The sequence below is a fragment of the Gordonia sp. LMA167 genome, assembly GCF_058130025.1.
Window position 1 is genome coordinate 2,889,957 of the sequence record NZ_CM176708.1, and the last position, 26,118, is coordinate 2,916,074.

Here is a 26,118-nt window from a genome sequence, read left to right on the forward strand (position 1 = left end):
GGCGCGAGCCAGGGGCCGACTCGTCCGAACAAGATCTCGGTGACCGAGACCGGCGAGCAGGAGATCACGGACGCCGACCTCGATCCCGCTGTCGCCGACGGCGAAGGCGTGGTCGATCGGGATGCGCGACGTGGGAGTCAGGTGTCTCGTCGGCGCATACGTCAAGGGCGGTCACGCTTCGATCGTTCGTATCTGCTCGCCCGGATCGAGGGCCTCGATGCGAAACGTGCGATCGTGCTCGCGCTGGTGATCAGCGTCGTCGCGCTGACGTTGGCGATGCCGGTTCGCACGTACTTCGCCCAGCGCGCCGAGTTCAAGCAACTGAGTGCGAGCAACGATCGGCTGCAGTCGGAGGTGACCGACTATCAGCAAAAGGTCAACGAGCAGAGCGATCCCGCGTACATCGAGGCGAAGGCGCGGGAGCGATTACAGTTCGTGCGGCCGGGGGAGAAGGCGTTGGTGATGATGTTCCCGGGCGACGACGCACGGATCGCCGAGCAGAAGAAGGCCGCCGAGCGCGCCCGCAGTCCGTGGTACGGCAACCTGTGGGAGTCGGTGTCGACCCCACCGAACGCGAAGTGAGCGCTGAAGACCCGGGCGCGTCCGAAACGGATCTCGCCACGATCGCGGCCCAGCTGGGGCGAGAGCCTCGCGGGGTGATCGAGGTCAGCTATCACACTCCGGACGGGCAACCCGCCGTGGTCAAGACGGCGCCCCGGCTGCCCGACGGTACGCCGTTCCCGACGCTGTACTACCTGACCGACCCACGTTTGACCGCCGAGGCGAGTCGGCTCGAGTCGGCAGGGGTGATGAAGTCGATGACCGCTCGCCTGGGCACCGACCTCGAGCTGGCCGCGGCCTATCGGCGTGCGCACGAGTCGTATCTCGCCGAACGCGACGCGATCGAATCGCTGGGCACCGACTTCTCGGGCGGCGGCATGCCCGATCGGGTGAAGTGCCTGCATGTCCTGATGGCACATTCGTTGGCGAAGGGGCCGGGAGTGAATCCGCTCGGCGACGAGGCGGTCGCACTCGCTGCCGAAGGTCCGCTGCGAGGCACCGCCATACCGGCGGATTGGCCGGCCGTCACCCACGACGACCCCGAGGAGACCACGCAGTGACCGTTGTGGGCGCCGTGGATTGTGGCACCAACTCGATCCGACTGCTCGTCGCCCGGATTTCCGATGGTGCGGATTCCGCCGGCCTGATGGACCTGCACCGCGAGATGCGTGTGGTGCGCCTCGGTCAGGGAGTTGACGCGACCGGCCGTTTCGCGCCCGAGGCGATCGAACGTACGCGTGCGGCGCTGGCCGACTACGTGCAGATCATGGCCTCCCTCGGGGCGGAGCGGGTGCGGATGGTGGCGACGTCGGCGACCCGCGACGCCGCCAACCGCGACGACTTCTTCGCGATGACCGCCGAACTCCTCGGGCAGGTGGTGGACGGCGCGCGGGCCGAGGTGATCACCGGCGACGAGGAGGCCCGCCTGTCATTTCGTGGCGCGGTCGGCGAACTCGATCCCGCACGTGGCCCTTTCGTGGTGACGGATCTGGGTGGGGGTTCCACCGAGGTCGTCGTCGGCCACCGAGACGGCGTCACCGCCGCGTACTCCGCCGACATCGGCTGCGTCCGACTCACCGAACGGTGTCTGCCCTCGGATCCGCCCACTGCCGAGGAGGTCGCCGCTGCACGTTCTTTCGCTCGTGAGCGCCTCGCGCCCGCGTTCGCGGCGGTGCCGGTGGACGGTGCGCACACGTGGGTGGGGGTGGCCGGCACGATGACGACGTTGTCGGCGGTCGGTGCGGGTTTGACCGAGTACGACCCGGACATCATTCATCTCTCCCGGATCTCACTCGGGGACCTCGCCGCGGTTTGTGAACGGCTGATCGGGATGACCCGCGCCGAACGGGCGGCGCTCGGTCCCATGCATCCGGGTCGTGTCGACGTGATCGGCGGCGGTGCCCTGGTCACGATGGAACTCGCCCGCGTACTGGCCGACCGAACGTCGATCGACGAGCTCGTGGTCAGCGAGCACGACATCCTCGACGGCATCGCGATGGGACTGCTCGACTGACGCTCACCACTCTCCGCTGACCGCCCAACAAGATTGTTGGGTAGGCTGGAGTTTGTGACCTCAGCACGCGTGCGCGACATCCCCGGGCCCCGTCGGCCACGTTCCGGCGATCCGGCCGATCCGCTCGCGCCCAGCCGGGTCAGTTATCTCGCCGACAGCTTCGGCAAGGCGGGGCTGGCCCAGCTGATCGGGGTGAGCCGGTCGCAACCGACCCGATGGATCTCTGGTGAGGAATACCCCGGCCCGATCGCCGGCCCGCTGCTCATCGATCTCGAACACATCTATGCCCGCGCCCGTCTCATCTGGGGATCCGACGCTGCACAGACCTGGTTGACCAGCCAGAATGCCCATCTCGGCGGGGCGCGGCCGATCGATGCCCTGCGGTTGTCGGGTGCGGCCGCGGTGCTGACCGCGCTCGATGCCGAGGCATGGGGCGGGGCGGCCTGATTGCTCGTCTACCGGGTCTTCCCGTATCTGGAGTCCGCGGCGCCCGGACGTCCCGGTCATCCGTTGTACGAGCACCGGCCCCAACTCGGTGGCCGGGTAGATCACCCCGATCACTACGTCTGGTACCTGTCGCGACATGCCGAGGCCGCCTGCGGTGAGAGCTTCGGCAACCTCCGCGAATGGGTGGACGACATGTTCGACTTCCCACAGCTGCCCGGTGCGCGTCGCGCACTGGGCACCTTCCGTGTGCCCGACGACCTGCGCATCCTCGACCTCGACGACCCGGTGCAGCTGGTGCGATTGGGGCTGCGGCCGTCGCATGTCGTGATCCGCAATCTGACGGTCACCCAACGCTGGGGTCATCTGATCTACACCGAGACCGACGCGAATGGTGAACGCGCGTGGGACGCGGTGTCGTGGTGGTCATATCACCGGCCGCAGTGGAGCGTGCTGGCGTCCTGGACGCGCCCCGAGGTGGTGGCGGTCGAAACGCTGGATCTCGATCACCCGGCGATCATCGATGCCGCCGACGCATTGCTGCGGCCGGTGGATCGGTGACGGGGTGAGGCGTGGAAGGAGTGCCCCGCACGGTCTCAGGTGCCGGTTGCGGCTGTCGTGAATCTCGCCTACTCTCGAACATGCATTCGAACTTTGGTCCGCTGGGGGGGTGGGTATGGCCGAGCTGAACACACAGGACGCGCAGGAGTCGTTGTCGGAGGTGCCGGGTCTGCTCACCGAGTTGCATGCGGTGTTGGATCGGTTGGCGGCGGCGGATCTGACGCGCTGTAGTGATGCGGAGGTGCTGGCGGTGGCGCGGGCCTCGGAGCGGGCGGTCAATCGGCAGTTGTTCGAGGGCAATCGCCAGATTCTGGAGTTGTCGGATCGGGGTGTGCCGCGGGCGATGGGGTTTCGGAGTTTGACGAACTTCCTCAATGTCGAGGTGCGGGTCTCCGAACCGGGCCGGCGGAAGGATCAGATCGCGGCGACCGGGCGGATGCGGCAGTTGGGTGGGCAGTGCGCCGAACCTCGCTTTCCGGAGTTGGCGGCGGCGTTCGCGGCCGGTGAGGTCGGGCCGGCGCATCTGAGTACGGTGATCGACATTCTGGAGACGATCCCGCAGCAGGCGCCGCATGACAAGAAGGTGGCCGCCGAGGCGTCGTTGGCCGAGTTGGCGGTCAAACACACCCCGGATGAGATCGTGATCCTCGGTCAGCGGGTGTTGGCGCATCTGGATCCGGACGGCGAGTTGACCGACGACACCGACCGGAAACGTAAGCGGAATCTGTGGCTGAATCGGCAGAACGCGCAGCAGATGTCGAAACTGACCGGCCATCTGGATCCGGAAACCCGGGCGTTGCTGGAGATGATGCTGGCCGCGTGGGCCAAACCCGGCCTCAACAACCCCGAGGATCCCGACGCCCCTTCGGGTGCCGAGGAGGACGCCGACCCCGAGGCGCTGAAGGCGGCCGCCGCCCGCGACACCCGCACCCAGGCCCAACGGAATCATGATGCGTTGGCGGCGTTGTTGCGGGCGGTGTTTGAGGATGGGTTGCTGGGCAAATCCCATCGGGGGTTGCCGGTGCAGCTGATCGTCAAGGCCGAGCTGAATGATCTGATCCGGGAGACCGGGTTCGGCACCACCGCCACCGGGTCGCTGTTGCCGATCACCGATGTGATCCGGTTGGCTGCCGAGGCCCAACAGTATTTGGCGGTGTTCGCCGATGCGAGCCCGCAACCCCTGTATTTCGGGCAGGCCAAACGGTGTGCCACCCGGGCTCAACGGTTGGCGTCGTTCGCCCGCCCGGACGGGGAGGTGTGCTCGGCACCCGGGTGTGATCAGCCGGCCTCCCACGTCGAACTGCATCACGCGCGCCGTGACTTCGCTGATGGCGGGTTGACCGACATCATCGATCTGGCCCCGGCGTGTCCGAAACACAATCGGATGGTCGGACCCGGGATCGGCCAATTCACCACCGGCATCTACGAGGACGGCCCCCACACCGGCCGCACCTGGTGGCGCCGCAACAGCGCCGACGGTGCACCGCCGAACCCGCAGGAGTTCAACCGGCGTCCCGACATCGCGGTGTTGTATGCGCAGCATCTCGAACAGGTTCGCGCACGCCTGCACCCACCACCGCAACCAGACGCGCCGCCCCCAGACGACGGCCCGCACCTACATCTCACCGAGACGATCCCCACACCGATCTCGGTCATCGAAGCACGCCTCGCACTCGCGCTGCTCACAACCCACCGCTGAGGGCGAGACGGTCCGGCCGTGAGGGTTGATGCGCCCCTCCGGGCCACCTCGCGTCCGAATCTTCCGGCCCGGGTGGTCGGGATGCTAAACGGCGGTCGGCTCGGTGTTGCGCAGTGACAGGTTGTTGCAGGCTTCGCAGACCGTCTCGGGGATGATCCCGTGACGCTGTAGAAATCCGAATGCCACGCACCCGAGGCAGAGGCCAAGGGCGAACTCCAACGTGGCCGCGACGATCAGCCCACCGACCACGATCTGGGCGGCGAGCCCGAGGCCGAGGAGCGACAGGACAAGCGCGGTGGCGCTGAAGACCAGCCCGATGGTCTGCGCGAATCGTTTCGGCGGGCCCGGGACGAGCTTGGTCTTCCGCCAGACCTTGGGTGCGAGTACCCGAACCGACAACTGGCCGAAGGGGGAGAACCGTGGGCCTGCCATCACTCGTAGCGCGAATCCGAGGGCCAGGAGCGCGTACACGGCCGGATGGTCCACCACGATCGCGACGATCGCCAGCAGGATCACCAGGCCCGCGGTCGAGCGCGCGGCGTAGTCGTTGACGGGATTGGGGAAGGTCTGCGCTGACGGCAGCGAACGAGACACGGGATACCTCCTGGGGACAACCTCGACCAGGCTAGTCAGTCCGGTGACTACGGACAAACCTTTCCCTCACGCTGGTTCGAAAGTCGCGATCGTCTCCAGCACGTCGTCGCCGTACTGCTCGAGTTTGGCGTCACCGATTCCCGACACGGTCCGCAGCTGCTCGTGTGTCGTCGGGCGCCTGGCCGCCAACTCCCGCAGGGTCGCGTCGTTGAACACCACGTACGGCGGTACGCCTCGCTGTGACGCCTCCGACTTGCGCCAGGCGCGCAGGTGCTCGAACAGGCCCCGATCGGACTCGGCGAGGTCGGCGGCCGGCTTCGCGGTCCGGGTACGGGTGACCGCTCGGACGGGGTCCGTTCGCAGCATCACCGCGGTCTCGCCGCGCAGCACCGGGCCGCTCTTCTCGGTCAGCGTCAGGACGCCGTAATCCCCTTGCGGAACAATGACTCCCGACGCAACGAGCTGCCGGATCGCGCCACGCCAGCCGCCTGCGTCGAGCTCGGTGCCGATGCCGTAGGTGCTCAGACGGGTGTGGCCCTGCTCCCGGATGCGGGCGGTGTCCGCGCCGCGCAGGATATCGACAAGATGGCCGGCGCCATAGGATTGGCCGTACTCGCGTTGGAGCCGAACGATGGTGGACAGCAACTTCTGAGCCGGAATGGTGCCATCCCACGTCTCGGGTGGGTTCAGGCAGGTGTCGCAGTTGCCGCACGGCGTGGTGTCCTGGCCGAAATAGCGGAGTAGCTGCTCGCGGCGACAGTCGACTGTCTCGCACAGCGCGAGCATCGCATCGAGGTGTTGCTGCTGCATACGACGGTGATTGGCGTCACCATCGGAGGAGTCGATCAGGCGACGTTGCTGCATCACATCCGCGAGGCCGTAGGTCATCCACGCCACGGACGGAAGTCCGTCGCGTCCCGCTCGTCCGGTCTCCTGGTAGTAGCCCTCGACACTCTTCGGCAGGTCGATGTGGGCGACAAAACGCACGTCGGGTTTGTCGATGCCCATGCCGAAGGCGATCGTCGCGACCACCACGACGCCGTCGGCACGAAGAAAACGCTCGAGAGTGTGCTGGCGGACCCTGCGATCCAGGCCCGCGTGATATGGCATCGCATCGATCCCGTTGGCGACCAGGAACTCGGCGGTCTTCTCCACCGACGCCCGGCTCAGCGCGTAGACGATGCCGGTGGCCGGCTGCCCGTCGACGACACCTTCGGTACGGATGAAGTCGAGGAGCTGTTTACGCGGCTCCGACTTGGGGACGATGCGGTAGGTGATGTTGGGACGGTCGAAGTCGGCAACGAAATGCCGAGCCCCACCGAGGTGCAGGCGCTCGGTGAGTTCGGCGTGGGTGCGGCGCGTTGCCGTCGCGGTCAGAGCGATCCGCGGGACATCGGGCCAGATCTCGGCAAGCTCGCCGAGAGCGAGATAGTCGGGCCGGAAGTCGTGACCCCACTGGGAGACGCAGTGCGCCTCGTCGATGGCGAAGAGCGCGATCGTGCCCTGCTGCAGCAGTGCGCGAGTGCCCGGGCTGTTGAGGCGCTCGGGCGCGACATAGAGGAGGTCGAGCTCACCGGACCGGAAGGCGGCCTCGACCTCGGCACGCTGGTCGGGCATCTGGGTGGAGTTGAGATACGCAGCGCGGACACCGAGTTCGCGAAGTGCGGCGACCTGATCGGACATCAGCGCGATCAGCGGGGAGACCACCACCCCGCACCCTTCGCGCACCAGGGCGGGCACCTGATAGCACAGACTCTTCCCGCCGCCGGTGGGCATGAGGACGACGGCGTCTCCACCGTCGACCACATGCCCGACGATCTCTTCCTGATCGCCGCGGAACGACTCGTATCCGAAGGTCGACTCCAGTACGTGCCACATGTCGGACATGGGCACAAGGTTACTGGCGGCCTGCGTCAGGGCTGTTCGCCCGGTAGCTCACCGATGTCGACCGGCTCCTCGGGGACCTCATCCGCGCTGGGCAGCGCCGCCTGCTCGGCGGCGGGCAGTTCGCCGAGGTCCACCGGATCGCCGATGTCGTCGTTGATGTCGTCGTCGCTCACGTCGTTCGTGTCGGCGTCGCTCGTGTCAACGTCGGCTGGATCGGGAGCCTCGATGACATCGTGCTCCTCGACGTCGAGGATGCCGCGCTCCTCATCTTCGCGGGCGCGTTTCGCGGCGTCACGCATCTCGAATCCGTCGGTGACCAGGTCACCGATCTCGCGTGCGACGTCGGCGACCGCTCCGGTGATGATCGTGGCGATACGTCCGACATGCGTGGCCGTCGATTCCACGAGTTCCTGGACGAGATCCTTGTTGCGTTCGATGCTGTCGACCATGATTCCGTATTCTGCCACCGGACTCGATGCGCGGTGACTCACGCGGCGGCCGAGGCCGAGCGCTCCACGGTCACCACCAGGTCATCGTCGTCGCGGGTCAGGAAATTCGGCAGCGACAGTTTGGCGATCTTTTTCCATGTCGACAACAGCTGGTGGCGGAAGGAACCGGTGTTGTACGGCAAACCGTAACGTTCGCAGATCTCGCGGACCTCTCCGGCGATCTCCGGGTAGCGGCCGGCCGGGATGTCGGGGAACAGGTGGTGCTCGATCTGGTGTGACAAGTTCCCGCTCATGATGTGGAACAGTGGGCTGCCGGTGATGTTGGCCGAGCCGAGCATCTGTCGCAGATACCACTGGCCGCGCGTCTCATTCGCGCACTCCTCGGGCGTGAAGGTCTGTGCGCCACTGGGGAAGTGACCACAGAAGATGATCGAGAACGTCCACAGGTTGCGGACCAGGTTGGCTGACGCGTTACCAAGCAGCGTCGATACGAACAACGGTCCGGTCAGCGCAGGGAACACCACGTAGTCCTTGAGTACCTGGCGACCGGCCTTGCGCCACATGCCCTTCACGAGGCCCTTGACGTCGTACCACTTGCGCTTACCCGCGAGGATGTTCTCGACCTCGAGGTCGTGCAGCATCACACCCCACTCGAACAGGAGCATCAGTCCCGTCGCGTAGGCGAGGTTGCCGAGGTAGTAGGGATGCCATTTCTGGTCTCGGGCCATCCGGAGGATGCCGTACCCGATGTCGCGGTCCTCGCCGACGATGTTGGTGAACGTGTGGTGCATGTAGTTGTGGCTGTGCCGCCACTGATCGGAGGGACAGACGGTGTCCCATTCGAATTGGCGGGAATTGTAGGTGTCCTCGCGCATCCAGTCGTATTGGCCGTGCATCACATTGTGGCCGATCTCCATGTTGTCGAGGATCTTCGACACCGACAGCGCGCCGACGGCTGCGATCCACGCCGGCGGGAAGAAGCCGAGATACATCAGGCCACGGCCGGCGATCTCGAAGCCACGCTGGGCCCGGATGATCTTGTACAGGTACTCGCGATCTTTCTCGCCGAGGTCGGCGACGATGCGGGCCTTCAGCTCGTCGAGTTCACGTCCGAGGCTCTCGACCTGCTCGTAACTCAGGGTGATGTGTTTGGGGTCGACAACTGTCCCGGCGATCGCGGTGGCGTCGGCGGGGACGATGTCGGCGGTGGTGTCCGTCTCCGGGGTGTGGGTGCTGGTGGTGGTCATGGTCTATACCTCGATTTCCACGTCGCCGACAGGGGCGTTGATACAGAGCTGGATCTGCGTGTCGGCTTCGGTGTCGGTGTCGCCGGTCAACACGTTGCGGGTGCAGCCGGATTTCTTGATGGCGGTGCAGGAGAAGCAGATACCCATCCGGCAGCCCGACTCCGGGCTCAGCCCGGCCGATTCGGCCTGGTCGAGGATGGGGCGACCGTCGTTGGCCGCGGATCTGCCGGACCTCGAGAAGGTCAGTTCGCCGTCCACCGGAGCATCGGGGTTGATGGCGGTCGGTGCGGCGAGCACGAATGCCTCACTGTGAAGTCGCTGGGTCATCCCGGTCGCGTCGTAGTGCTCGTTGACGGCGTCCATCAGGGCCGGCGGGCCGCAGACGAACAGGTGCGCGGACTCGATGTCGGCGATGTCATCGAGATGGTCGCCGGCGAAATGACCGGGGGTGTCCCCGCGGGTGTAGTGCAGACGCACGTCGATGTCGGGGTGCGCGGCCGCGAGGGCGGCGAGTTCGGTTCGGTATGCGACGTCCTCCGGCGTCCGCGCGTAGTGCACGAAGGTGATCGGGCCGGGATGGTTCTCGGCAACGAGCGTACGCAACATCGAGAGTACAGGTGTAATGCCACTTCCGCCGCTGATGAAGACCGCCGACCACCCTCGCCGATCCGGTAGGGTGAACTCGCCGCGTGCCTGGCTCAGCCCGACGACCATGCCCACGTGAGCGTGGTCGCGCAGATGGGTCGACATGAAGCCGTCCTCGTGGGCGGTGACGGTCAGTTCCAGATCGCCGTCGCCGGCGTCGGATGCGTTGGCGGGCGAGAAGCAGCGGGTGTGTCGGACGCCGTTGATGACGGTGCTGAGCTGCACATACTGTCCGGCCAGGTGTCCGTCCCACTGGCGCGTCGGGCGTAACGTCAGCCGGACGGTTCGCGCGGTGGGGTGGTCGACGGCGACGACCTTGGCGCGCAGGTCGCTCCAGGTGATCATGGGATCGACCAACTCGAGGTACCGGTCGACCGGATGTGGGGTGAGTGCGGCCTCGAGGATCGAGCCGACAAGGGTGGGGATGCGGATGCTCATGGGTTGGCTCCGTTCGTGGGTACAGGATTTGAGTGAACATCTGTACACCAACAAGTGTTGCATAGTTCCGGGCCGGGTCGTCAAGCGGAAATCGCTGTGACAGCAGTCACGCGGGCCCGCCGGTGGGTACGGGCGCGCAGATTGAGCCGGGCGCGCCACCTAGACTCGGACCGTGACCAGGTCCCGACATTCCAGCCGCCCGCGCTCGCCGCGTGGCCCGGGTGATTCGGAGAGTCGGGCGGAGCGTAAGAACCGGACCCGGCAGGCCCTGCTGGACGCAACGATGGAACTCGTCGCCGAACGCAGCTTCGCGAGCATCAGCCTGCGCGAGGTGGCGCGCGGCGCGGGTATCGTGCCGACCGCTTTCTATCGTCATTTCGCGTCGATGGAAGATCTCGGTGTCACCCTGGTCGAGGACTCGATGCGGGTGTTACGTCGCACCCTGCGGGAAGGACGCCGCGATCTCGCTGCGCGACAGGCGCTGCCGACCGCGCAGAACTCCCTGGCGATCCTGTTGCGCCACGTGCACGACAACGAAGCGCAGTTCCGTTTCCTGATTCGTGAACAGCACGGCGGCATCGCAGAGATCAGGCGGGCGATCGACACCGAATTGCGGTTGTTCTCCAAAGAGCTCGCGATCGACCTGTCGCGGCTACCCGATCTGGCGCGATGGCTCCCCGAGGATCTGGAGATCGCGGCCGAACTCATCGTGATCATCATGCTGACCGCCGTGGCCGACCTCCTGGACCACGACTACCGTGGCCGCGGCGCCGAAAACGAGGTCGTGGAACGCACCGAACGGCAGTTGGTGATGGTTTTCCTCGGGATGGGTCGCTGGCGCACCCGGACTGAGTGATTCGGACGAATTCTCGGTCGTTGTCCGAAATGTCTCGACGGTCACTCATATGCTCATCTGCATGTCGGATATCGGCGGTATCGGCAGTCTGATCGGGCCCTATCGGCTCGAGGAATTGTTGGGCCGCGGCGGTATGGGTGAGGTTTTCCGTGCGTATGACACGGCGAAGAATCGTGTTGTCGCGCTGAAATTGCTCAGGCCGAATCTGGCCGATGACCCCGTATATCAGGAGCGTTTCCGTCGTGAATCGCATGCGGCGGCGAGGTTGGGTGAACCACATGTCATCCCTATTCACGATTGGGGCGAGATCGATGGACTGCTCTACATCGACATGCGGTTCGTCGAGGGTCCGAATCTACGTGGCGCACTGCGGCAGAGCGGTGCGCTCGAGCCTGCGCGTGCGGTGACGATCGTCGAGCAGGTGGCCGCCGCCCTGGATGCGGCACATCGCGAGGGCCTCGTTCACCGTGATGTGAAACCGGAGAACATTCTGCTGACAGATGGCGACTTCGCTTATCTCGTCGATTTCGGTATCGCGCACAGTGGCGCCGACCTGCGTTTGACCCAAACCGGCACAACAATCGGTTCCGTCGCATACATGGCACCGGAATTGTTCGATTCCGATGCGGTGTCGCCGGCGTCCGACATCTATGCGCTGACGTGTGTCCTCTTCGAATGCCTGACCGGCCAGGTTCCCCATCCGGCGAACACGATCAGTGCCGCGATCAAAGCAGCGATCATCGATCCCGCTCCGTTGCCCAGTGCGACGCGGCACGACGTCCCGACCGCGTTCGATGAGGTGATCAAACGCGGATTGCACAGGGACCCGGCAATCCGATATCACTCGGCGAGGGCCCTCGCCGTCGCCGCTCGACGCGCATTGCAGGGCGAAGTGCCCGGGGCTCGAGAAGAGAACCGCAATGTCGAGGGCGTCACGCCGACGGCGATGCTCACCGCTTCGCCCTTTGCGGACTCCGCGGTGTCGGCGTCGGCGCCCACGGCGCCGCCCGGAGGGCCGCAGCCCTGGTACGGGGCGGGGCCGCCACCCCCGCCCGGGCCTGCGCCTGCGGCGTATCCGCCGCCCGCGTACCCGGTCATGCCCCAGCCCTGGCACAACCGGAGTATCGCGCTGCCGGTGCTCGTCGGCGTGATCGCTGCGGCGTTGATCGGTTTGCTGGCCCTCGGCGGCTATTGGTTGCTCGCACGGCAATCAGACGACAGCGCCGCGTCGACACCCACGACCCCGACCGTCACCCAGGTGGTGACGCCGCCTCAGGCGGGGGCCGGGCCGACAGAGACCACGACGGTGACCGCGCCGCCGCAGGGCTCGTCGGAGTGTGGCGTCGGTGTCGCGGCGGGAACATCGATCACCAGCTGCCCGTTCGCCGTCTCGGTCCGCGACGAATACCTGCGCACCGGGCCGATGGGTGCGTCGCGCGTCATCGTCGCCTACAGCCCCGTCACCGGAACCACCTACCAGATGGCATGCGTCCCCGAAGGCGGCCTGGTCGCCTGTCGCGGCGGTAACGATGCCGTCGTCTACATCTACTGAGGGGCTCGCCGGGACATGAGGTACAGGCTGGTCTCGGTCAGCACCATGTGTGTCGCGCTGATGGTGCTGCCCGGTTGCGACGTCACGGATGGCACACCGGCGATCTCGCCGGTGACGATCACGGTCACGTCGACACCTCCGTCGATGTCGCTGCCGGCCTCGCCGTCGGTGTCGCACTCGTCGACCGCTGCGGCCCGGGTGCCGTACGCATCTCTCGGAGCGGCCATGGGTCGCCTGACCGCGTCCATCGGCATGCCTGTCGGTATCGCGGTGGCACCCGTCGCGGGCACCGCCGTAGCGGCGCTCACCGTCGGCGACAGTGACGCCCGGGTCGCGTGGTCCACCATCAAGGTCCCGCTGGCCGTGGCCGCGGAACGGGCCACCGGGTCGTCGTCCGCGGAGTCCGCGGCGCTCGTCAATTCGGACAATGCCTCCGCCGAGCAGTTGTGGGCGTCGCTGGGCTCGGCCGATCAGGCGTCGGCGGCGGTGACCGCGGTCCTGCGCGAGGGCGGCGATGAGAACACCGATGTGCCGACGCAACAATTGAGGCCGGGTTTCACCGTGTTCGGCCAAACCGTGTGGTCGTTGCCGGATGCCGCGACGTTCACCGCGCATCTGCCCTGCCTTCCCGGTACCCGACACGTCGTCGATCTGATGGGCGAGGTTGCCGCCAACCAGCAGTGGGGCGTCGAGACGATGACGCGACCGGTGGCAACGGCGGTCAAGGGCGGCTGGGGGCCGGGCGTTGCCGGTGGCTATCTCGTCCGGCAGATCGGACTCATCACCTATCGCGACGGCAGCGGCACGGCACTGGTCATGAGCGCGGTCGGCAGCTCGATGACCGACGGGATCGCCGCTCTGAACAGGGTCGCGGACTGGCTGGACACGAGAATCGGTCGTCTGCCGAGGGGGCGGTGCCGGGCCGGGTCGTGACGCCCGGGTCGTGACGCGCGTCCGGCATGCCGCAGAGACGGTATGTCGGGTTTGCCGCTTTCTATGGCTACAAGTTGGCATCGTGGCTGGTCGTTGGTCTGCGGACGCCCTAGGGTCACTGTTACAGAAGTGACCAGGGAGATCTAAGTGACACGTGTGAAATGGATCGTGCGGCTCACCGCGCTGTCGATCGCGGCCTCGGTGCTGCTCGGTACGGCCACCGCGACCGCAGCCTCGCCGTCGTGGTGGCCTCCGCAGCTTCCGCCCCTGCCGCCGGAGATCGCGAAGTTGTTCGAGCCGCCGGTGCCGACCGAGAAGAAGCTGACCAAGAGCTTCGCATCGTTGCAGAAGTCGATGCGTAGGTCACTGCCCGGGAAGGTGGGTCTGGCGATCGTGCCGATCGGCTCGGATCGCCCGATCACCATGGGCAATCTCCCGACCGGTCGTGCCTGGTCCACCCTCAAGGTCCCGGTCTCACTCGCCGCGCAACGCAAGAACGGTGCCGCCGTCGCCGTGAAGGAGGACAAGGCCATCAAGTTCTCCGACAACGAAGCCGCGGGCGAGCTCTGGGGATCGCTCGGGGGTGGCCAGAGTTCTGTCGATGCCGTGACGGACGTGCTGCGTGAAGGCCACGACGTGGAGACCCAGGTGACGTCGGAAGCCGACGATCCGCCGTCGTATCCGGGGTATACGCCGTGGGCGTTGGCCGACCAGGCCCGCTTTGGCGCACACCTGCCGTGTATGCCCGACAGCGAGAACCTGATTCGACTGATGAGCGATGTTGCGGCGAACCAGCAGTGGGGGGCTGTGAAAACGGGGCAGCGTGACGGGGCGGTGGCAGCCGTGAAGGGTGGTTGGGGACCGGCCACTTCTGCGTCGGGTGCCTATCTCGTCCGCCAGCTCGGCATCGTCACGACCAGACGGGGTCAGGTGGCCGTGTCGATGGCGGCGCTGCCGCGCAGCGGTTCGTTCACCTCCGGTACCAAGATGCTCAACAAGGTGGGAGATTGGCTGGGCCGCAACCTCTCTGATCTTCCGATGGGACGGTGCTGAGTACGGCGGCACCTCCGCAGCGGCGTCGGAGCGCTGACCACGCGGCAGTGTCGAGAGGTCAGTCGTCTCCCCTCGAGTGGCGCCCCACCCGAGGCTCCCTCGACGGTGCGGGCGACGGCGACGACACAGCCGTGCGTGCCCCGCTCGGCGTCGCGAGCGCAGCCGCGATCACGGTGGTCAACGGCACCGACAGTGCAATTGCGATGCCACCGACGAAGGACCGCGCGAGTTCGACGGCCACGGCGTCGGTGGTGATCAGGTTGCCGAACGGCTGCTGTGCCACCGAGAAGAGCAGCAGGAGCGGTAGCGCGCTGCCGGCATAGGCGAACACGAGCGTGTACACGGTACTGGCGATGTGGTCGCGGCCGACGCGCATCGCGGCGCGAAATGTCGCCAGCCGGGTGGGTTCCCCGGCGGCCGCCAGTTCGAAGGCTGCCGACGCCTGTGTGATGGTCACATCGTTCAGCACGCCGAGGGTGCCGATGATGAAGCCGGCGAGCAGGAGGCCGCTGATCGAGATACTGCCCTGGTACACCTGCAGATTGGTGGTCTGATCACCCGACAGGCCGGTGAGGTGCATGGTGTCGATCGCCAACCAGCTCAACAACCCGGCCAGCAGCAACGACATCAACGTGCCCAACAAAGCCGAACTGGTGCGCAGACTCACGCCATGGGCCAGATAGAGGACGACGAAGAGGATGGCGGCCGACGACACCACGGCAACGGCGACCGGCGACTCGCCGTCCAGGATGGCCGGCAGCGTGAACACGCCCAGCACGAGGAACGCGAACGCCAGGCCGATGATCGACCGGAAGCCGCGCCACGCGGCGACGAGAACGACGGCTGCGATGAACAGCAACGCCCAGATCATGGTCGGGACCGTTCGCTGGAAGTCGAAGAACGTGTACCGCGGGTTCCCGTCCGGTCCCGGCACGACACCGAGCTTGATCCGGTCGCCGACATGCAATGTCGGCTGGCCGGCCTGTGGCTGGTCGAGTGACTCCTGCGGTGGGGGCGAGCCACCGGGTTCGGTGCCAGACTGCGCACGGTTGGTCGGCACCTCCAACAACGTGTGCCTGCCCTTGTCCTGCCCACTGCCCAACCGCACGGTGCTCTGGATGCACGGACCGTCCTCGGCCACCCCTTCGATCTGGAACCCGGCGCCGTCCTGCACGGTTCCGGCCAAGGGATTCAGACAATCTGCACGCACCTGCTCGACCACCTGTCCGTCGACGGTGCGGATCGAACCGCCGTCGGCGGACCGGAACTGCATCGGAATCGCGTGCTCGCCACCCGAAGGCCACAACACCACGGCGCCGACGGCGACCCCGACGCCGATGACGGTGAGGCTCACGATCACGATCCATCGCGCGAAGGGCGACAGGACCGCGGGGATCTCGGACAGGTTGTGGGAATGTCCGCCGTGGGAATGTCCGCCGTGGGAATATCCGCGCTGCCGTTTGTCATTCGGTTGGCTCACGCCGTGAGCCTATGTGGTCGATGCACCGACGATTCCGATGTGTGACGACAATGACTGCTCTACCCTCGAGTTCGAGGGTGAGGTCGGGGACCGACACAGAATTGGATCGGACATTGTGATCGCCTACATCACGGTGTGTGGCACCGCCGAACATCCCGGACGCCCCGGCAACATGCTCAACCAGGTGGCCGGACTGCTCGGTGATCGTGTGATCCACGACGACCTCGACTATCCGGCGTCCATTGCCTGCTTCAACCCCTACGGTGACATCTCCGGTGTTTCGGAGGCGGAGTCGCGTCGCCAGGGTGTCGTCAACCTGGCCGCCGCGATTCGCCGCACGCCGCACCTGGCGGTGCTGTCCGGTTACAGCCTGGGCGCACTGGTGGTCTCGGACTTCCTGGTTGCCAAGGCCAACGGTGCATTCGGCGACTGTGAGGTGCTCGCGGTGGTCAACATCGCGAACCCGAGCCGACGCGCGGGCTACTCCTACGGTCTCCCGTCCTTCGGGTTCGGCCTCGATGGCCAACACCGACCATGGCCGACCGGGATCGCCGTCTACGAGATCGCCAACCCGGTCGACGGGATCACCTCGGCGCCGGCCAACTCGCCGTGGCGGGTGTTCGCGGACAAGATCCGCGAGTTCTCGGTGACCCAACAGGGTGCCGTGGCCTGGTTCAACGACATGCTCGCCCAACTCGACGGGCAACAGGCCACGCAGGTACAGGCCCACTGGTTCGAGCCCGCGTTCTGGCAGGCGTATGCCGAGGCGCCGGCCTGGCTGCATGGCTACCTGTTCGACGGCCAGCATACAACGGCTTACGGAAAAGCCCAGTGGTACAACAGCTCCGGCCGGGTCAACGCGATTGCGTTGGCCGCGTCGGCGGTCGCTCGGTACATGTAGGAGTCCAAACCCGCTGTCCGCGCGGGCAGATCGGAGTACAAGTGGAGATATGCGATCCATCGACGTATTGATCGACGGCTTCGGTCGGGTGTCGGAGAATGTGCACGCGGTCCTCGACGGCGTCACGGCCGATCAACTCACCTATCGGCCCAGCCCGAAGGCCAACAGCATCGCCTGGCTGATCTGGCACCTCACCCGGGTGCAGGATTCGCACGTCGCCGACGTCGCCGGCACCGAGGAGATCTGGACGTCGTCCGGGTACTACGGGCGCTTCGACCTGCCGTTTCCGTCATCCACCTCCGGATACGGCCAGTCGGCGGAGGAAGTGGCCCTCGTGGTCGTCACCGACCCGGCCCTGCTCGCCGACTACTACGACGCCGCTCACGCGGTCACGCTCGAGTACCTCGGTGGCTTGTCCGACGGCGATCTGGACCGGGTGATCGACGAGAACTGGGATCCGCCGGTGACGCTCGGCGTCCGCTTGGTGAGCGTCCTCGACGACGACGCCCAGCACGTGGGCCAGGCCGCCTATGTTCGCGGCCTGTTGAGCTGACACACACCCGAACTCAGATCCACCCTCGTTCGCGTGCGACCATCGCGGCCTCGGCGCGGGTGCTGGTCCCGGTCTTGCCGATGGCCGACGAGAGGTGATTGCGCACGGTGCCCTGGGACAGGTGGACCCGGGCGGCGATGGTGGCGACTGTCGCGCCGGTCAGTGCGACCCGCAGCACCTCGGTCTCGCGGGGCGTCAACGGGTTCTCGCCGCTGGTCAGGCTCTCGGTTGCCAGCATCGGGTCGATCACCCGCAGGCCCTGCCGGACACGACGGACCGCGTCGGCCAGCTGTGAGGCCGGCGTGTCCTTGACCACGAACCCGGATGCCCCCGCATCGATCGCGCGACGGAGATAGCCGGGGCGCCCGAAGGTCGTGACGATCAGGCTTCGCACGTCGGCGAGTTCGGCGCGCAGCGCGGCGGCGACCTCGATTCCGTCCATTCCCGGCATCTCGATGTCCAACAGACAGACGTCGGCGTTGCTCTCACGTGCCGCCCCGACGACCTCGTCGCCACGTCCGACCTGTGCGACGACCTCGAGATCCGTTTCCAGTTCCAACAGTGCTGCGAGCGCTCCGCGGACCAGTGCCTGGTCATCGGCGAGGAGCAGCCGGATGGTCTCGGTCACCGCATCACCGCCCGGACCGTGGTGCCGCCGAGGGTGGAGTCGACGATGAAGGTGCCCCCGGCATCCTCGACCCGTTCGGCCAGCCCCCGCAGGCCGTTGCCGAACGCGGTGCGCCCGGCACCCTGGCCGTTCATGCCCTTACCGTTGTCATGGATCTCGATGGCGTTGTCGCCCAGGGTGATTGTGCACTCGGTTGCCGCGGAATGACGGACGACATTGGTCACCGCCTCACGCAACACCCACGCGAACAGCACGTCGACAGCGGGGTCGGCGGTGCTCGCGGTCGGCACCGACGCGCTGATCCCCGCGGCGTCGAGCGCGCTGCGGACTGCGGGCAGCGTCGTGGCCAGATCCGGCGAGCGCAGATTGCCGACGGTGGCACGCACCTCGTCGAGTGCGTGTCGCGACAAGCTGTTCAGCTCGGCCAGTTCGCGTTTCGCGCGATCCGGGTCGATGTCGATCAAGCGTTGGGCGAGTTCGGACTTGACAGTGATGACGGTCAGCGAATGGCCGAGGATGTCATGGACATCGCGTGCGACCCGCTCGCGCTCGGCCACCACCGAGAGCTGCCGGTTGAGTTCGTGCTGCCGTTCCTCGGCCGCGTCGCGTTCCATCTCGCGGGCTCGAAGGGTGCGTATACCCAGCATCGTCGCCCCGACCGCGATCATCACGACGATGGTGCCGGGATCGACCGCGTGGGCCGGTAGCCATTCACCGATGAGCAACGCTGCGACGATCAACGTGATGACGGTGACGACGGCGTAGGTGGCGGGCAGAGCGAAGACCGCGAACGCCATCAGGAACGGTGTCACACCGAACGCTTCGCCACCGATGACCGGTATGAGACCGGCCCCGATGGCCGTCAGGACGGCGAATGCTCCCAGTCGGTAACGCAGTGCCACGTGGTCGCCGCGCCCCATCATGAGATAGACGCAGGCCAGGACGTAGACAACCGCGAACGCGGCGATGAGGACGTACCCGAACGCCCTCTGCGTCGACGCCAAGCTGCCCGTGGCGACCGCGACGAACGGATAGATGAGGAAGATCAGCCAGACGGCGGCGAATGCCCAGCGCAGATCACGCCAGGGTGCCCACCATCCGCGCGGGTAGGACATCGACTCGTCACCTCCCTCGCTCACCGTCGGGCCGTACTGCGACTGTAGAAGACGCCTGCCGTCACGGCGAAGATCGTTCCCCAGACGGCGATGTTGATCAGGGACACCACCAGCGGGACCGTTTCGCCGTAGACGGTGACCCCATGGGTCAGCGGGTACCGCGCCAGGGACACGACCCCGAACATCGGGGTGAACTCGGAGACGGTCAGCATGGTGCCCTGCAGTGGCACGAACACGTTGCCGGCGAAGGCCAGCAGCGCCAGAACGCCGCCCAGCGCCTGCATGGCCCCATCCGACTTCAGTGCGCTGCCGACGGTCAACCCGACCGCGGCGAACACGGCGGCACCGATCCAGCCGAGGACAAGGCACCCGATCCACACGCCGGTGGGCGCTGACGCGCCGGACAGCAGACCGACGATCGCCAGTACGACGATGGGCAGTGCTGCCATCGTCAAGGCCACGGCGACCTTTGTCGCGACGTAGCCGCGCGGCCTCAGCGGTGTCATGCGCAGGGTGCGTGTCCAGCCACTCTGTTGCTCGAGGGACACTGCTGCCGCGTTGGTGGCGGCAGCGAGGATCGCTCCGTAGACGGCCATGCCGACCAGTACGTAGAACGCCACGTCGCCCGAGCCGATCGTGTCGCCGCGATGGCCCTGCGTCGCGCCGAACACGAGGTAGAGCAGGGCGGGTACCGCGATCGTGAAGATCATCGCGCGACGGTTGCGCAGTACCCGACGGACGTCGAGCGCGTAATAGGTGGGGGAGAGAACCGTGGTCATCGTGGATTCCGTTTCGTGGTCGTGGTCGAGATCGATGGTCGAGCGCGGGTGTCAGGCGGCGTCGTGGGCGGTGAGCGCGAGGAAGGCGTCCTCGAGGTTGTGGGTACTGATCTCCACCTCCCGGGCTGCGGTGTGGGTCAGCAGGAATCGCGCGAGTGCGTCGGAGTCGTCGGTGCCGAGAAAGACCCGTCCACCGCGCTTCTCGAGCTCGACGGTGGTCGGTGCGGATCGTAGGGCCCGGCACAGATCGTCGTCGCCCAGGACCGCCGACACCACGCGACCGCCGGCCCGCGTCCGGATGTCTCCGATGGTCCCGTCGGCGACGACCCGACCACCCGAGATCATCACGATGCGGTCGGCGAACGCGTCCGCCTCCTCGAGGTAGTGGGTGGCGAACAAGACGGTCCGGCCGCCCATGGCATCGGCCCGCATCGTCGCCCAGAACGCGCGGCGTGACTCGACGTCCATCCCGGCCGTGGGTTCGTCGAGGACGATGAGGTCCGGGTCGGGGAGCAGCGCCAGGGCGAACTTGAGACGCTGCTGCTCACCGCCGGAGCATCGGGAGACGATGCGCCCGGCGAGGTGACTCAGTTCGGCGCGGGCCATCACGGAGTCGACATCCGCGTCGCGGCCGTGCAGCGCAGCGACGATCCGAACCGTTTCCTCGACCGTGAAGTCGGGTTGGAGGCCGCCGGTCTGCATCACCGCAGCGATGCGGCCCGAACGAGCGGCTCGCTGTGGGGCCATCCCGAACACCTCGATGGTGCCGCTGTCCGGCGTCGACATCCCCAGGATCATGTCGAGGGTCGTGGTCTTGCCGGCGCCGTTGGGTCCGAGGAAGGCGACCACCTCTCCCGGGGCGAGCGTGAGGTCGAGCCGGTTCACCGCGGCCACGGCCCTGTGGCCGGGACCCCGAAACGTCTTGGTGAGATCATGTGCGCGAACAGCGATCGATGTCATGTGTCCACGATGCGCGGACATCGACCGGCGAACCCGGAGGAGATGTCATCGATCCGCCATGACGGATGTCATGGTGGTGTCGTCACCGTGAGACGATCGGGAGATGAGCGATCGTGACACCGAATCATCGGTGGCAGCCGGGTCACCGGTGGACTCCGAGTCGGCCACATCGAATGACTCGATGCTGACCGTCGTCATCGCGTTCGCCATGAACGTCCTCGTCGCAGTGGCCAAGACGATTGCCGCCGCCATCACCGGATCGGCGTCGATGGTGGCCGAATCCGCGCATTCCTGGGCGGACGCGGGCAACGAGGTGTTTCTTCTCATCGCCGAACGTCGCGGCTCGCGCGGCCGTGATCGTCGCCATCCGTTCGGCTACGGTCGCGAAACCTACATCTGGTCGATGTTCGCGGCATTCGGATTGTTCTCCGTCGGGGCCGCCGTGTCGGTGATGCACGGTATCACCGCGCTGACCGAGCCGGAGCCGGACGCCAACTATCTCGTCGGCTACGTGGTTCTCGCGGTATCTGCTGTGCTGGAGTCTATTTCGTTCATCCAATCTATCCGGCAGGCCAACGCGGGCGGCCGGCGCCTGTCCATGCATCCGCTCCGGTTCGTCGATCGAACCTCCAACACCACGCTGCGTGCGGTGTTCGCCGAGGATGCGGCGGCGCTGACCGGCCTCGCCATCGCGGCACTGGGCATGGCGCTGCACGAGATCACGGGTTCGGCGGTCTGGGATGCGATGGGGTCGATCCTCGTGGGCATTCTGCTCGGGTTCATCGCGATCTTCCTGATCAAGCGGAACGGAGAGTTCCTGCTCGGCCAGTCGGCGATGCCGCGGACCCGGCAGGCCATTTTGCGGCGCATCCTCGATCACCCGGACATCGAACGGATCACCTACCTGCACGTCGAGTACGTCGGTCCGACGCAGTACTATCTCGTGGCGGCTGTCGACATCGTCGGTGATCTCGCCGAGCACGATCTGGCGGTCCGTCTTCGACGTCTGGAGAGTCAGCTGGAGCAACACGATTCGATCGTCGAGGCGGTACTCACGTTGTCCACCGCGGACGAACCGTCGCTGCGGCTGTGAGACCGGGGTGGCGTAGGTTGGCGGGAGTGGATCTACGAATCTTCACCGAACCCCAGCAAGGCGCGACCTACGACGATCTGCTCCGCGTCGCGAAGGCCACCGAGGACCTCGGCTTCGACGCGTTTTTCCGGTCTGATCACTACCTCGCCATGAATGCCGACGGCCGCCCCGGACCGACCGACTCGTGGGTGGCCCTCGCGGGACTCGCCCGCGAGACGTCGCGGATCCGGCTCGGCACCCTGGTGACGTCGGCGACGTTCCGTTTCCCGGGTCCGCTGGCGATCTCGGTGGCGCAGGTCGACCAGATGAGTGGGGGGCGTGTAGAGCTCGGTCTCGGCGCGGGGTGGTTCGATGCCGAACATGAGGCGTACGGCATCCCGTTCCCGCCGCTCGGAGAACGGTTCGACCGCCTCGAGGAAACGCTGGAGATCGTCACCGGACTCTGGGGAACGCCGGAAGGCCGGCAGTTCGATCACCAGGGGGCCCACTACCGGATCGTCAACTCGCCGGCATTGCCGAAGCCGACCCAATCGCCACGGCCACCGATCATCATCGGCGGGGGCGGCAAGAAGCGCACTCCGGCGTTGGCGGCACGGTTCGCCGACGAGTTCAACTCCGCATTCGTTCCCGTCGACGTTGCCGCCGATCAGATCGGCCGCGTCCGGGCGGCCTGCGCGAAGACCGGACGGCGACCTGAGACGATGACGTTCTCGGCGGCACTCGTGTTGTGCTGCGGACGAACCGAGAGTGAACTCGCCCGCCGCGCAGAGTCGATCGGTCGTGACGTCGACGAGCTGCGCGAGAACGGCGCGGCCGGCACACCCGACGAGGTCGTCGCGAAGATCGAGCAGTACCGCGAGATCGGCGTGAGCCGCGTCTACCTGCAGACGTTGGATCTGGCCGACCTCGACCACCTCGACGTGGTCGCGAAAGAGGTTGCCCCGCAGCTGTCGTGAATTTTCTCGCGGATGGGAGCGAGAGTCACGGGGGAACGAGCGTGCGAGCGTCACGAATGCGGTCCCTGAGGAGCGAGCGTGCGAGCGTCACCAGTGCGGTCCCTGAGGAGCGAGCGTGCGAGCGTTACCAATGCGGTCCCTGAGGAGCGAGTGTGCGAGCGTCACCAGTGCGGTCCCTGAGGAGCGAGCGTGCGAGCGTCACGAAGGGCCCTTCGTGACGGTCCTTCGCTAGCGCTTCGGACCTCCTCAGGGGGCGGGTGGGGTCATCCGCGCAGGCTTCTCAGCTCAGGGGGCGGGTGGGGCCGTCCGCGCAGGCCCTCAGCGATCGATTGGCATTGCGTATCGGCGACCACAATTCCGATCAGGAACCCGGCGCCGCGATGCCCGCCTCGAGCACGTGCTCGGACAGTCGCGTCATGATGTCGTACAGCGCGGCGCCGTCGGATTCGGACAGCACATCGATGAACAGCGCCCGGACGCAGCGCGCGTGATCCCTCGCGGCGGAGCGGAACACGTCGACGCCGACCGCGGTGAGCACGGCGTAGCTGCCGCGGCGGTCCTCGTCGGCACGTTCGCGGCACAGCCAGCCACGGCGCACCAATGTGTCGATCTGATAGGACAGCCGTGACGTCGAGAACACCAGCCGCTCCGACAGATCGCGCATGCGGAGCCGTCGCCCGGGGGCGTTGTACAGGAGCAGGAGTACCTGGTAGTCGGCCAGCGACATGCCGGCGCTCGCCTTCAGATCCTCATCGAGGATGTTCTGAAGGCGAGCGCTGGTCTCGATGAACACCTGCCAGGCATCACGTCGCGCATCCACGCGCATCGAACTCCGTTGTGCTCGTTCGGTACTCACCGCGAGGTGTGCGGCATCAGCGCGTCCGGCGGGATCACGCCGAGGCGACCCGCCTGGAAATCCTCCATGGCCTCGATGAGTTGCTGACGGGTGTTCATCACGAACGGTCCGTACTGGACGACCGGTTCGCGGATCGGCCGACCACCCAGGACGAGCAATTCCAGCGCCGGGCGATTCGAGTCCTGTCCTGGATCGGCGGTCACCGTGATCCGGTCGCCGGAACCGAATACCACGAGTTGTCCCTGCTGGACCGGTCGCGCCTCGGCGCCCACCGTGCCACGTCCCGACAGGACGTAGACGAGTGCGTTGAAGTCCTGCCGCCACGGGATCGACATCCGTGCGCCGGGTGCGACGGTGGCGTGGGCGAAGGTGATCGGCGTGTGGGTCGACCCGGGGCCGGTGTGCCCGTCGATGTCGCCGGCGACGATACGGATCAGTGCACCGCCGTCCTCGGTGGTGATCAGCCCGGCTTGTCCGCCCTCCAGGTTCTGGTACTTGGGTGCCAGGAACTTGTCGGCGGCGGGCAGGTTGACCCAGAGTTGGATGCCGTGGAACAGACCACCGGACTCCACGAGTTCCGCGGGCGGGGTCTCGATGTGCAGGATGCCGGCGCCCGCCGTCATCCACTGGGTGGCGCCGTTCTCGATCAGACCGCCACCACCGGTCGAGTCCTGATGCTGGAAGCGGCCGTCGATCATGTAGGTCACGGTCTCGAATCCGCGGTGCGGGTGCCACGACGTGCCCCTCGGCTCGCCGGGCTGGTAGTCGACCTCACCCATCTGGTCCATGTGCACAAAGGGGTCGAGGTCGGCGCTGGACACGCCGGCGAACGCCCGGACGACGGGAAACCCTTCACCCTCGTATCCGCGGGGGCCGGTGGTCACGGACTTCACCGGCCGTTCGGTCGCCTCGGGTGACGCGCTGCGCACCCGGGGCAGGGTCAAGGTGTCGGCGGTGACTGCGGGCATGGCGGGCTCCTCTCAGTAGCTCAATTTTGAGCTATGTGTGCCTCAACAGGGTCCGCAGCGCGGGTATTCCCGCGTCATCGTCGGTCCGTTCGCGCTCGCCCCACGCCTCGACCATGAATAATCCAGACCATGGCCGACAAAGGGATCGGAAACCGTGGAACCGACGAGGCTCGGCCCGGGGAACGACAACGCTTCAAGAAACTCGCGCAGGCGGCACTCAACGCCGACATGACCGTTGACCAGGTCGAGGGCATCCTGTCCGATCTCGGCGATGTCCTCGTCGACATGAACAAGACAATCGGCGGTCTCGACGGTGCCATCGACAACATGGATGCGACGTTGACGCGGCTGTCGGGCACCTTGGACAAGGTCGACTCGACAGTTGTCGTCATGGCAGACGTCGTCGACCGGATGGAGCGGGTGGTCAGTCGGGTGGAAGCCCTCGTCGGGATCGGCGAGGTCGCGATGCGGCCACTCGGGGCGATCGAATCCGCCGGGCGCAGCGTCGCCTCCCGCCTCGGACTCATCAGCTGACGACACGAAGGACGACGATGACCAACATGTCAGTGGAAGAACGCACATTTCGTGGTCCCCACGGGGAGACGATCACCTACGACCTGAGCCGACCCGAAGGCGATGTTCGCGGGTCGGTGGTCATCGCACACGGGCTCGGGGAACATGGCCGACGTTACCGCCACGTCGTCGCCAAACTGGTCGATGCCGGCTACCAGGTTGCCGTCCCCGATCATCTCGGGCATGGCCGCTCCGGTGGGAAACGTCTTCGTCTGCAACGGTTCTCGCAATTCACCGACGATCTCGACACGGTCGTCGGCGAGGCCCGACTCGATGACACGCCGACCTTCCTGATCGGGCACAGCATGGGGGGCTGCATCGCACTGGACTATGCCCTCGACCACCAGGACCGACTGACCGGTCTGGTGCTCTCCGGTGCCGCGGTGGTCCCAGGCGACGACCTCTCGCCCATTGCGATGAAACTGGCGCCGCTGTTGGCGCGTGTCGCGCCCGGTCTGCCGACCACGGCACTCGACGCGGCCAGCATCTCGCGCGACCCGAAGGTCGTCGCCGACTATGACGCCGACCCTCTGGTGATCCGTAGCAAGATCCCGGCAGACCTGGGTGCGGCGATGCTGAGCACGATGCAGTCCTTCCCCCGTCGACTGCCGACACTGCGCCTGCCGCTGCTCGTGCTACACGGCGGCGACGACAAACTGACCAGTCCGGCCGGCAGCGAGATGGTCGACCGACTCGCGGCATCGGACGACAAGACCCTGACGATCTACGACGGCCTCTACCACGAGATCTTCAACGAGCCGGAGCAGGACCGTGTGATCGGCGACGTGCTGGGCTGGCTGACCAAGCACACGCCCGCGTGAGTC

General features: G+C 66.5%; 29 protein-coding genes. 16 read left to right on the forward strand and 13 right to left on the reverse strand.

What is annotated here, in order from left to right; translation table 11 throughout:
* Nucleotides 1–39 precede the first annotated feature (39 nt).
* From ACVT6V_RS13035 to ACVT6V_RS13060, 6 genes are all read left to right on the forward strand, one after another.
* Nucleotides 40–582, forward strand: coding sequence for an FtsB family cell division protein (locus ACVT6V_RS13035; RefSeq protein ID WP_489900171.1), 543 nt, complete (start codon nucleotides 40–42; stop codon nucleotides 580–582).
* A complete protein-coding gene (locus ACVT6V_RS13040; RefSeq protein WP_489900172.1) occupies nucleotides 579–1,121 on the forward strand; it encodes a DUF501 domain-containing protein in 543 nt (180 codons plus the stop codon). Before ACVT6V_RS13035 ends, ACVT6V_RS13040 begins: the two co-directional genes overlap by 4 nt.
* A complete protein-coding gene (locus ACVT6V_RS13045) occupies nucleotides 1,118–2,074 on the forward strand; it encodes a Ppx/GppA phosphatase family protein (RefSeq protein ID WP_489900173.1) in 957 nt (318 codons plus the stop codon). The genes ACVT6V_RS13040 and ACVT6V_RS13045 overlap by 4 nt, the downstream gene beginning before the upstream one ends.
* A gap of 54 nt (nucleotides 2,075–2,128) precedes the next feature.
* Complete coding sequence (locus ACVT6V_RS13050; RefSeq protein WP_489900174.1) at nucleotides 2,129–2,521, forward strand: antitoxin Xre/MbcA/ParS toxin-binding domain-containing protein; 393 nt, start codon at nucleotides 2,129–2,131, stop codon at nucleotides 2,519–2,521.
* Nucleotides 2,522–3,079 (forward strand): RES domain-containing protein, encoded by a 558-nt coding sequence (locus tag ACVT6V_RS13055; protein WP_489900175.1) that lies wholly within the window; start codon nucleotides 2,522–2,524, stop codon nucleotides 3,077–3,079.
* Nucleotides 3,080–3,194: 115 nt separating this feature from the next.
* On the forward strand, nucleotides 3,195–4,778 hold the full coding sequence (locus ACVT6V_RS13060) for an HNH endonuclease signature motif containing protein (RefSeq protein ID WP_489900176.1): 1,584 nt from the start codon (nucleotides 3,195–3,197) through the stop codon (nucleotides 4,776–4,778).
* Nucleotides 4,779–4,862: 84 nt separating this feature from the next.
* On the opposite strand, the gene ACVT6V_RS13065 is transcribed toward ACVT6V_RS13060, so the two are convergent.
* The 5 genes from ACVT6V_RS13065 to ACVT6V_RS13085 all read right to left on the reverse strand — a co-directional run bounded on the left by ACVT6V_RS13065 (nucleotide 4,863) and on the right by ACVT6V_RS13085 (nucleotide 10,038).
* The gene (locus ACVT6V_RS13065; protein ID WP_489900177.1) at nucleotides 4,863–5,372 is read right to left on the reverse strand and encodes a DUF4395 domain-containing protein; all 510 of its coding nucleotides are present in this window, start codon (nucleotides 5,370–5,372) and stop codon (nucleotides 4,863–4,865) included.
* A gap of 66 nt (nucleotides 5,373–5,438) precedes the next feature.
* The gene (gene recQ, locus ACVT6V_RS13070) at nucleotides 5,439–7,259 is read right to left on the reverse strand and encodes a DNA helicase RecQ (RefSeq protein WP_489900179.1); all 1,821 of its coding nucleotides are present in this window, start codon (nucleotides 7,257–7,259) and stop codon (nucleotides 5,439–5,441) included.
* A 26-nt stretch (nucleotides 7,260–7,285) separates the two neighbouring features.
* On the reverse strand, nucleotides 7,286–7,708 hold the full coding sequence (locus ACVT6V_RS13075) for a hypothetical protein (RefSeq protein ID WP_489900180.1): 423 nt from the start codon (nucleotides 7,706–7,708) through the stop codon (nucleotides 7,286–7,288).
* 38 nt (nucleotides 7,709–7,746) lie between these two features.
* A complete protein-coding gene (locus tag ACVT6V_RS13080; RefSeq protein ID WP_489900181.1) occupies nucleotides 7,747–8,955 on the reverse strand; it encodes a fatty acid desaturase family protein in 1,209 nt (402 codons plus the stop codon).
* Nucleotides 8,956–8,958: 3 nt separating this feature from the next.
* Nucleotides 8,959–10,038, reverse strand: a complete 1,080-nt coding sequence (locus ACVT6V_RS13085; RefSeq protein ID WP_489900183.1) for a ferredoxin reductase — start codon at nucleotides 10,036–10,038, stop codon at nucleotides 8,959–8,961.
* 172 nt (nucleotides 10,039–10,210) lie between these two features.
* Here ACVT6V_RS13085 and ACVT6V_RS13090 point away from each other — a divergent pair, with 172 nt between their 5' ends.
* Nucleotides 10,211–10,894, forward strand: a complete 684-nt coding sequence (locus ACVT6V_RS13090) for a TetR family transcriptional regulator (protein WP_489900184.1) — start codon at nucleotides 10,211–10,213, stop codon at nucleotides 10,892–10,894.
* A 61-nt stretch (nucleotides 10,895–10,955) separates the two neighbouring features.
* Nucleotides 10,956–12,446: a serine/threonine-protein kinase gene (locus ACVT6V_RS13095; protein ID WP_489900185.1), complete on the forward strand. Its 1,491-nt coding sequence runs from the start codon at nucleotides 10,956–10,958 to the stop codon at nucleotides 12,444–12,446.
* On the opposite strand, the gene ACVT6V_RS13100 is transcribed toward ACVT6V_RS13095, so the two are convergent.
* On the reverse strand, nucleotides 12,440–12,673 hold the full coding sequence (locus ACVT6V_RS13100; RefSeq protein WP_489900186.1) for a hypothetical protein: 234 nt from the start codon (nucleotides 12,671–12,673) through the stop codon (nucleotides 12,440–12,442). The two genes, ACVT6V_RS13095 and ACVT6V_RS13100, sit on opposite strands and share 7 nt — an antisense overlap.
* On the opposite strand from ACVT6V_RS13100, the gene ACVT6V_RS13105 reads away from it, so the two are divergent.
* Together ACVT6V_RS13105 and ACVT6V_RS13110 are read left to right on the forward strand one after the other, a co-directional pair.
* Nucleotides 12,672–13,379 carry a hypothetical protein gene (locus ACVT6V_RS13105; protein WP_489900187.1) on the forward strand — a complete coding sequence of 236 codons (708 nt, stop codon included), beginning with the start codon at nucleotides 12,672–12,674 and terminating at the stop codon, nucleotides 13,377–13,379. The genes ACVT6V_RS13100 and ACVT6V_RS13105 overlap by 2 nt on opposite strands.
* Nucleotides 13,380–13,526: 147 nt before the next feature.
* Nucleotides 13,527–14,432, forward strand: coding sequence for a hypothetical protein (locus tag ACVT6V_RS13110; RefSeq protein WP_489900188.1), 906 nt, complete (start codon nucleotides 13,527–13,529; stop codon nucleotides 14,430–14,432).
* Nucleotides 14,433–14,490: 58 nt separating this feature from the next.
* Here ACVT6V_RS13110 and ACVT6V_RS13115 read toward each other — a convergent pair whose 3' ends face one another.
* On the reverse strand, nucleotides 14,491–15,912 hold the full coding sequence (locus ACVT6V_RS13115) for a YibE/F family protein (protein WP_489900189.1): 1,422 nt from the start codon (nucleotides 15,910–15,912) through the stop codon (nucleotides 14,491–14,493).
* Between the two features lie 115 nt (nucleotides 15,913–16,027).
* On the opposite strand from ACVT6V_RS13115, the gene ACVT6V_RS13120 reads away from it, so the two are divergent.
* Nucleotides 16,028–16,813: an alpha/beta hydrolase family protein gene (locus ACVT6V_RS13120; protein WP_489900190.1), complete on the forward strand. Its 786-nt coding sequence runs from the start codon at nucleotides 16,028–16,030 to the stop codon at nucleotides 16,811–16,813.
* 49 nt (nucleotides 16,814–16,862) lie between these two features.
* Nucleotides 16,863–17,366 (forward strand): mycothiol transferase, encoded by a 504-nt coding sequence (locus tag ACVT6V_RS13125; RefSeq protein ID WP_489900191.1) that lies wholly within the window; start codon nucleotides 16,863–16,865, stop codon nucleotides 17,364–17,366.
* Between the two features lie 13 nt (nucleotides 17,367–17,379).
* Here the strand turns inward: ACVT6V_RS13125 and ACVT6V_RS13130 are convergent, their stop codons facing one another.
* The 4 genes from ACVT6V_RS13130 to ACVT6V_RS13145 are packed head-to-tail and all read right to left on the reverse strand — an operon-like array spanning nucleotide 17,380 to nucleotide 20,848.
* Entirely contained in the window at nucleotides 17,380–17,994 is a 615-nt protein-coding gene (locus tag ACVT6V_RS13130) for a response regulator (RefSeq protein ID WP_489900192.1), read from the reverse strand.
* On the reverse strand, nucleotides 17,991–19,109 hold the full coding sequence (locus ACVT6V_RS13135; RefSeq protein ID WP_489900193.1) for a sensor histidine kinase: 1,119 nt from the start codon (nucleotides 19,107–19,109) through the stop codon (nucleotides 17,991–17,993). Before ACVT6V_RS13135 ends, ACVT6V_RS13130 begins: the two co-directional genes overlap by 4 nt.
* 20 nt (nucleotides 19,110–19,129) lie before the next feature.
* Nucleotides 19,130–19,888: an ABC transporter permease gene (locus ACVT6V_RS13140; RefSeq protein WP_489900194.1), complete on the reverse strand. Its 759-nt coding sequence runs from the start codon at nucleotides 19,886–19,888 to the stop codon at nucleotides 19,130–19,132.
* Nucleotides 19,889–19,939: 51 nt separating this feature from the next.
* Complete coding sequence (locus tag ACVT6V_RS13145) at nucleotides 19,940–20,848, reverse strand: ABC transporter ATP-binding protein (protein WP_489900195.1); 909 nt, start codon at nucleotides 20,846–20,848, stop codon at nucleotides 19,940–19,942.
* Nucleotides 20,849–21,029: 181 nt separating this feature from the next.
* Between ACVT6V_RS13145 and ACVT6V_RS13150 the strand changes: the two genes are divergently transcribed.
* Nucleotides 21,030–21,941: a cation diffusion facilitator family transporter gene (locus ACVT6V_RS13150; RefSeq protein ID WP_489900801.1), complete on the forward strand. Its 912-nt coding sequence runs from the start codon at nucleotides 21,030–21,032 to the stop codon at nucleotides 21,939–21,941.
* Nucleotides 21,942–21,967: 26 nt separating this feature from the next.
* Nucleotides 21,968–22,897: an LLM class F420-dependent oxidoreductase gene (locus ACVT6V_RS13155; RefSeq protein ID WP_489900196.1), complete on the forward strand. Its 930-nt coding sequence runs from the start codon at nucleotides 21,968–21,970 to the stop codon at nucleotides 22,895–22,897.
* 361 nt (nucleotides 22,898–23,258) lie between these two features.
* Here ACVT6V_RS13155 and ACVT6V_RS13160 read toward each other — a convergent pair whose 3' ends face one another.
* The gene (locus ACVT6V_RS13160) at nucleotides 23,259–23,723 is read right to left on the reverse strand and encodes a MarR family winged helix-turn-helix transcriptional regulator (protein WP_489900197.1); all 465 of its coding nucleotides are present in this window, start codon (nucleotides 23,721–23,723) and stop codon (nucleotides 23,259–23,261) included.
* 26 nt (nucleotides 23,724–23,749) lie between these two features.
* Nucleotides 23,750–24,721 (reverse strand): pirin family protein, encoded by a 972-nt coding sequence (locus ACVT6V_RS13165; RefSeq protein ID WP_489900198.1) that lies wholly within the window; start codon nucleotides 24,719–24,721, stop codon nucleotides 23,750–23,752.
* 129 nt (nucleotides 24,722–24,850) lie between these two features.
* Between ACVT6V_RS13165 and ACVT6V_RS13170 the strand changes: the two genes are divergently transcribed.
* A complete protein-coding gene (locus ACVT6V_RS13170; protein ID WP_489900199.1) occupies nucleotides 24,851–25,255 on the forward strand; it encodes a hypothetical protein in 405 nt (134 codons plus the stop codon).
* A 26-nt stretch (nucleotides 25,256–25,281) separates the two neighbouring features.
* The gene (locus ACVT6V_RS13175) at nucleotides 25,282–26,115 is read left to right on the forward strand and encodes an alpha/beta hydrolase (RefSeq protein WP_489900802.1); all 834 of its coding nucleotides are present in this window, start codon (nucleotides 25,282–25,284) and stop codon (nucleotides 26,113–26,115) included.
* Nucleotides 26,116–26,118: the final 3 nt, after the last annotated feature.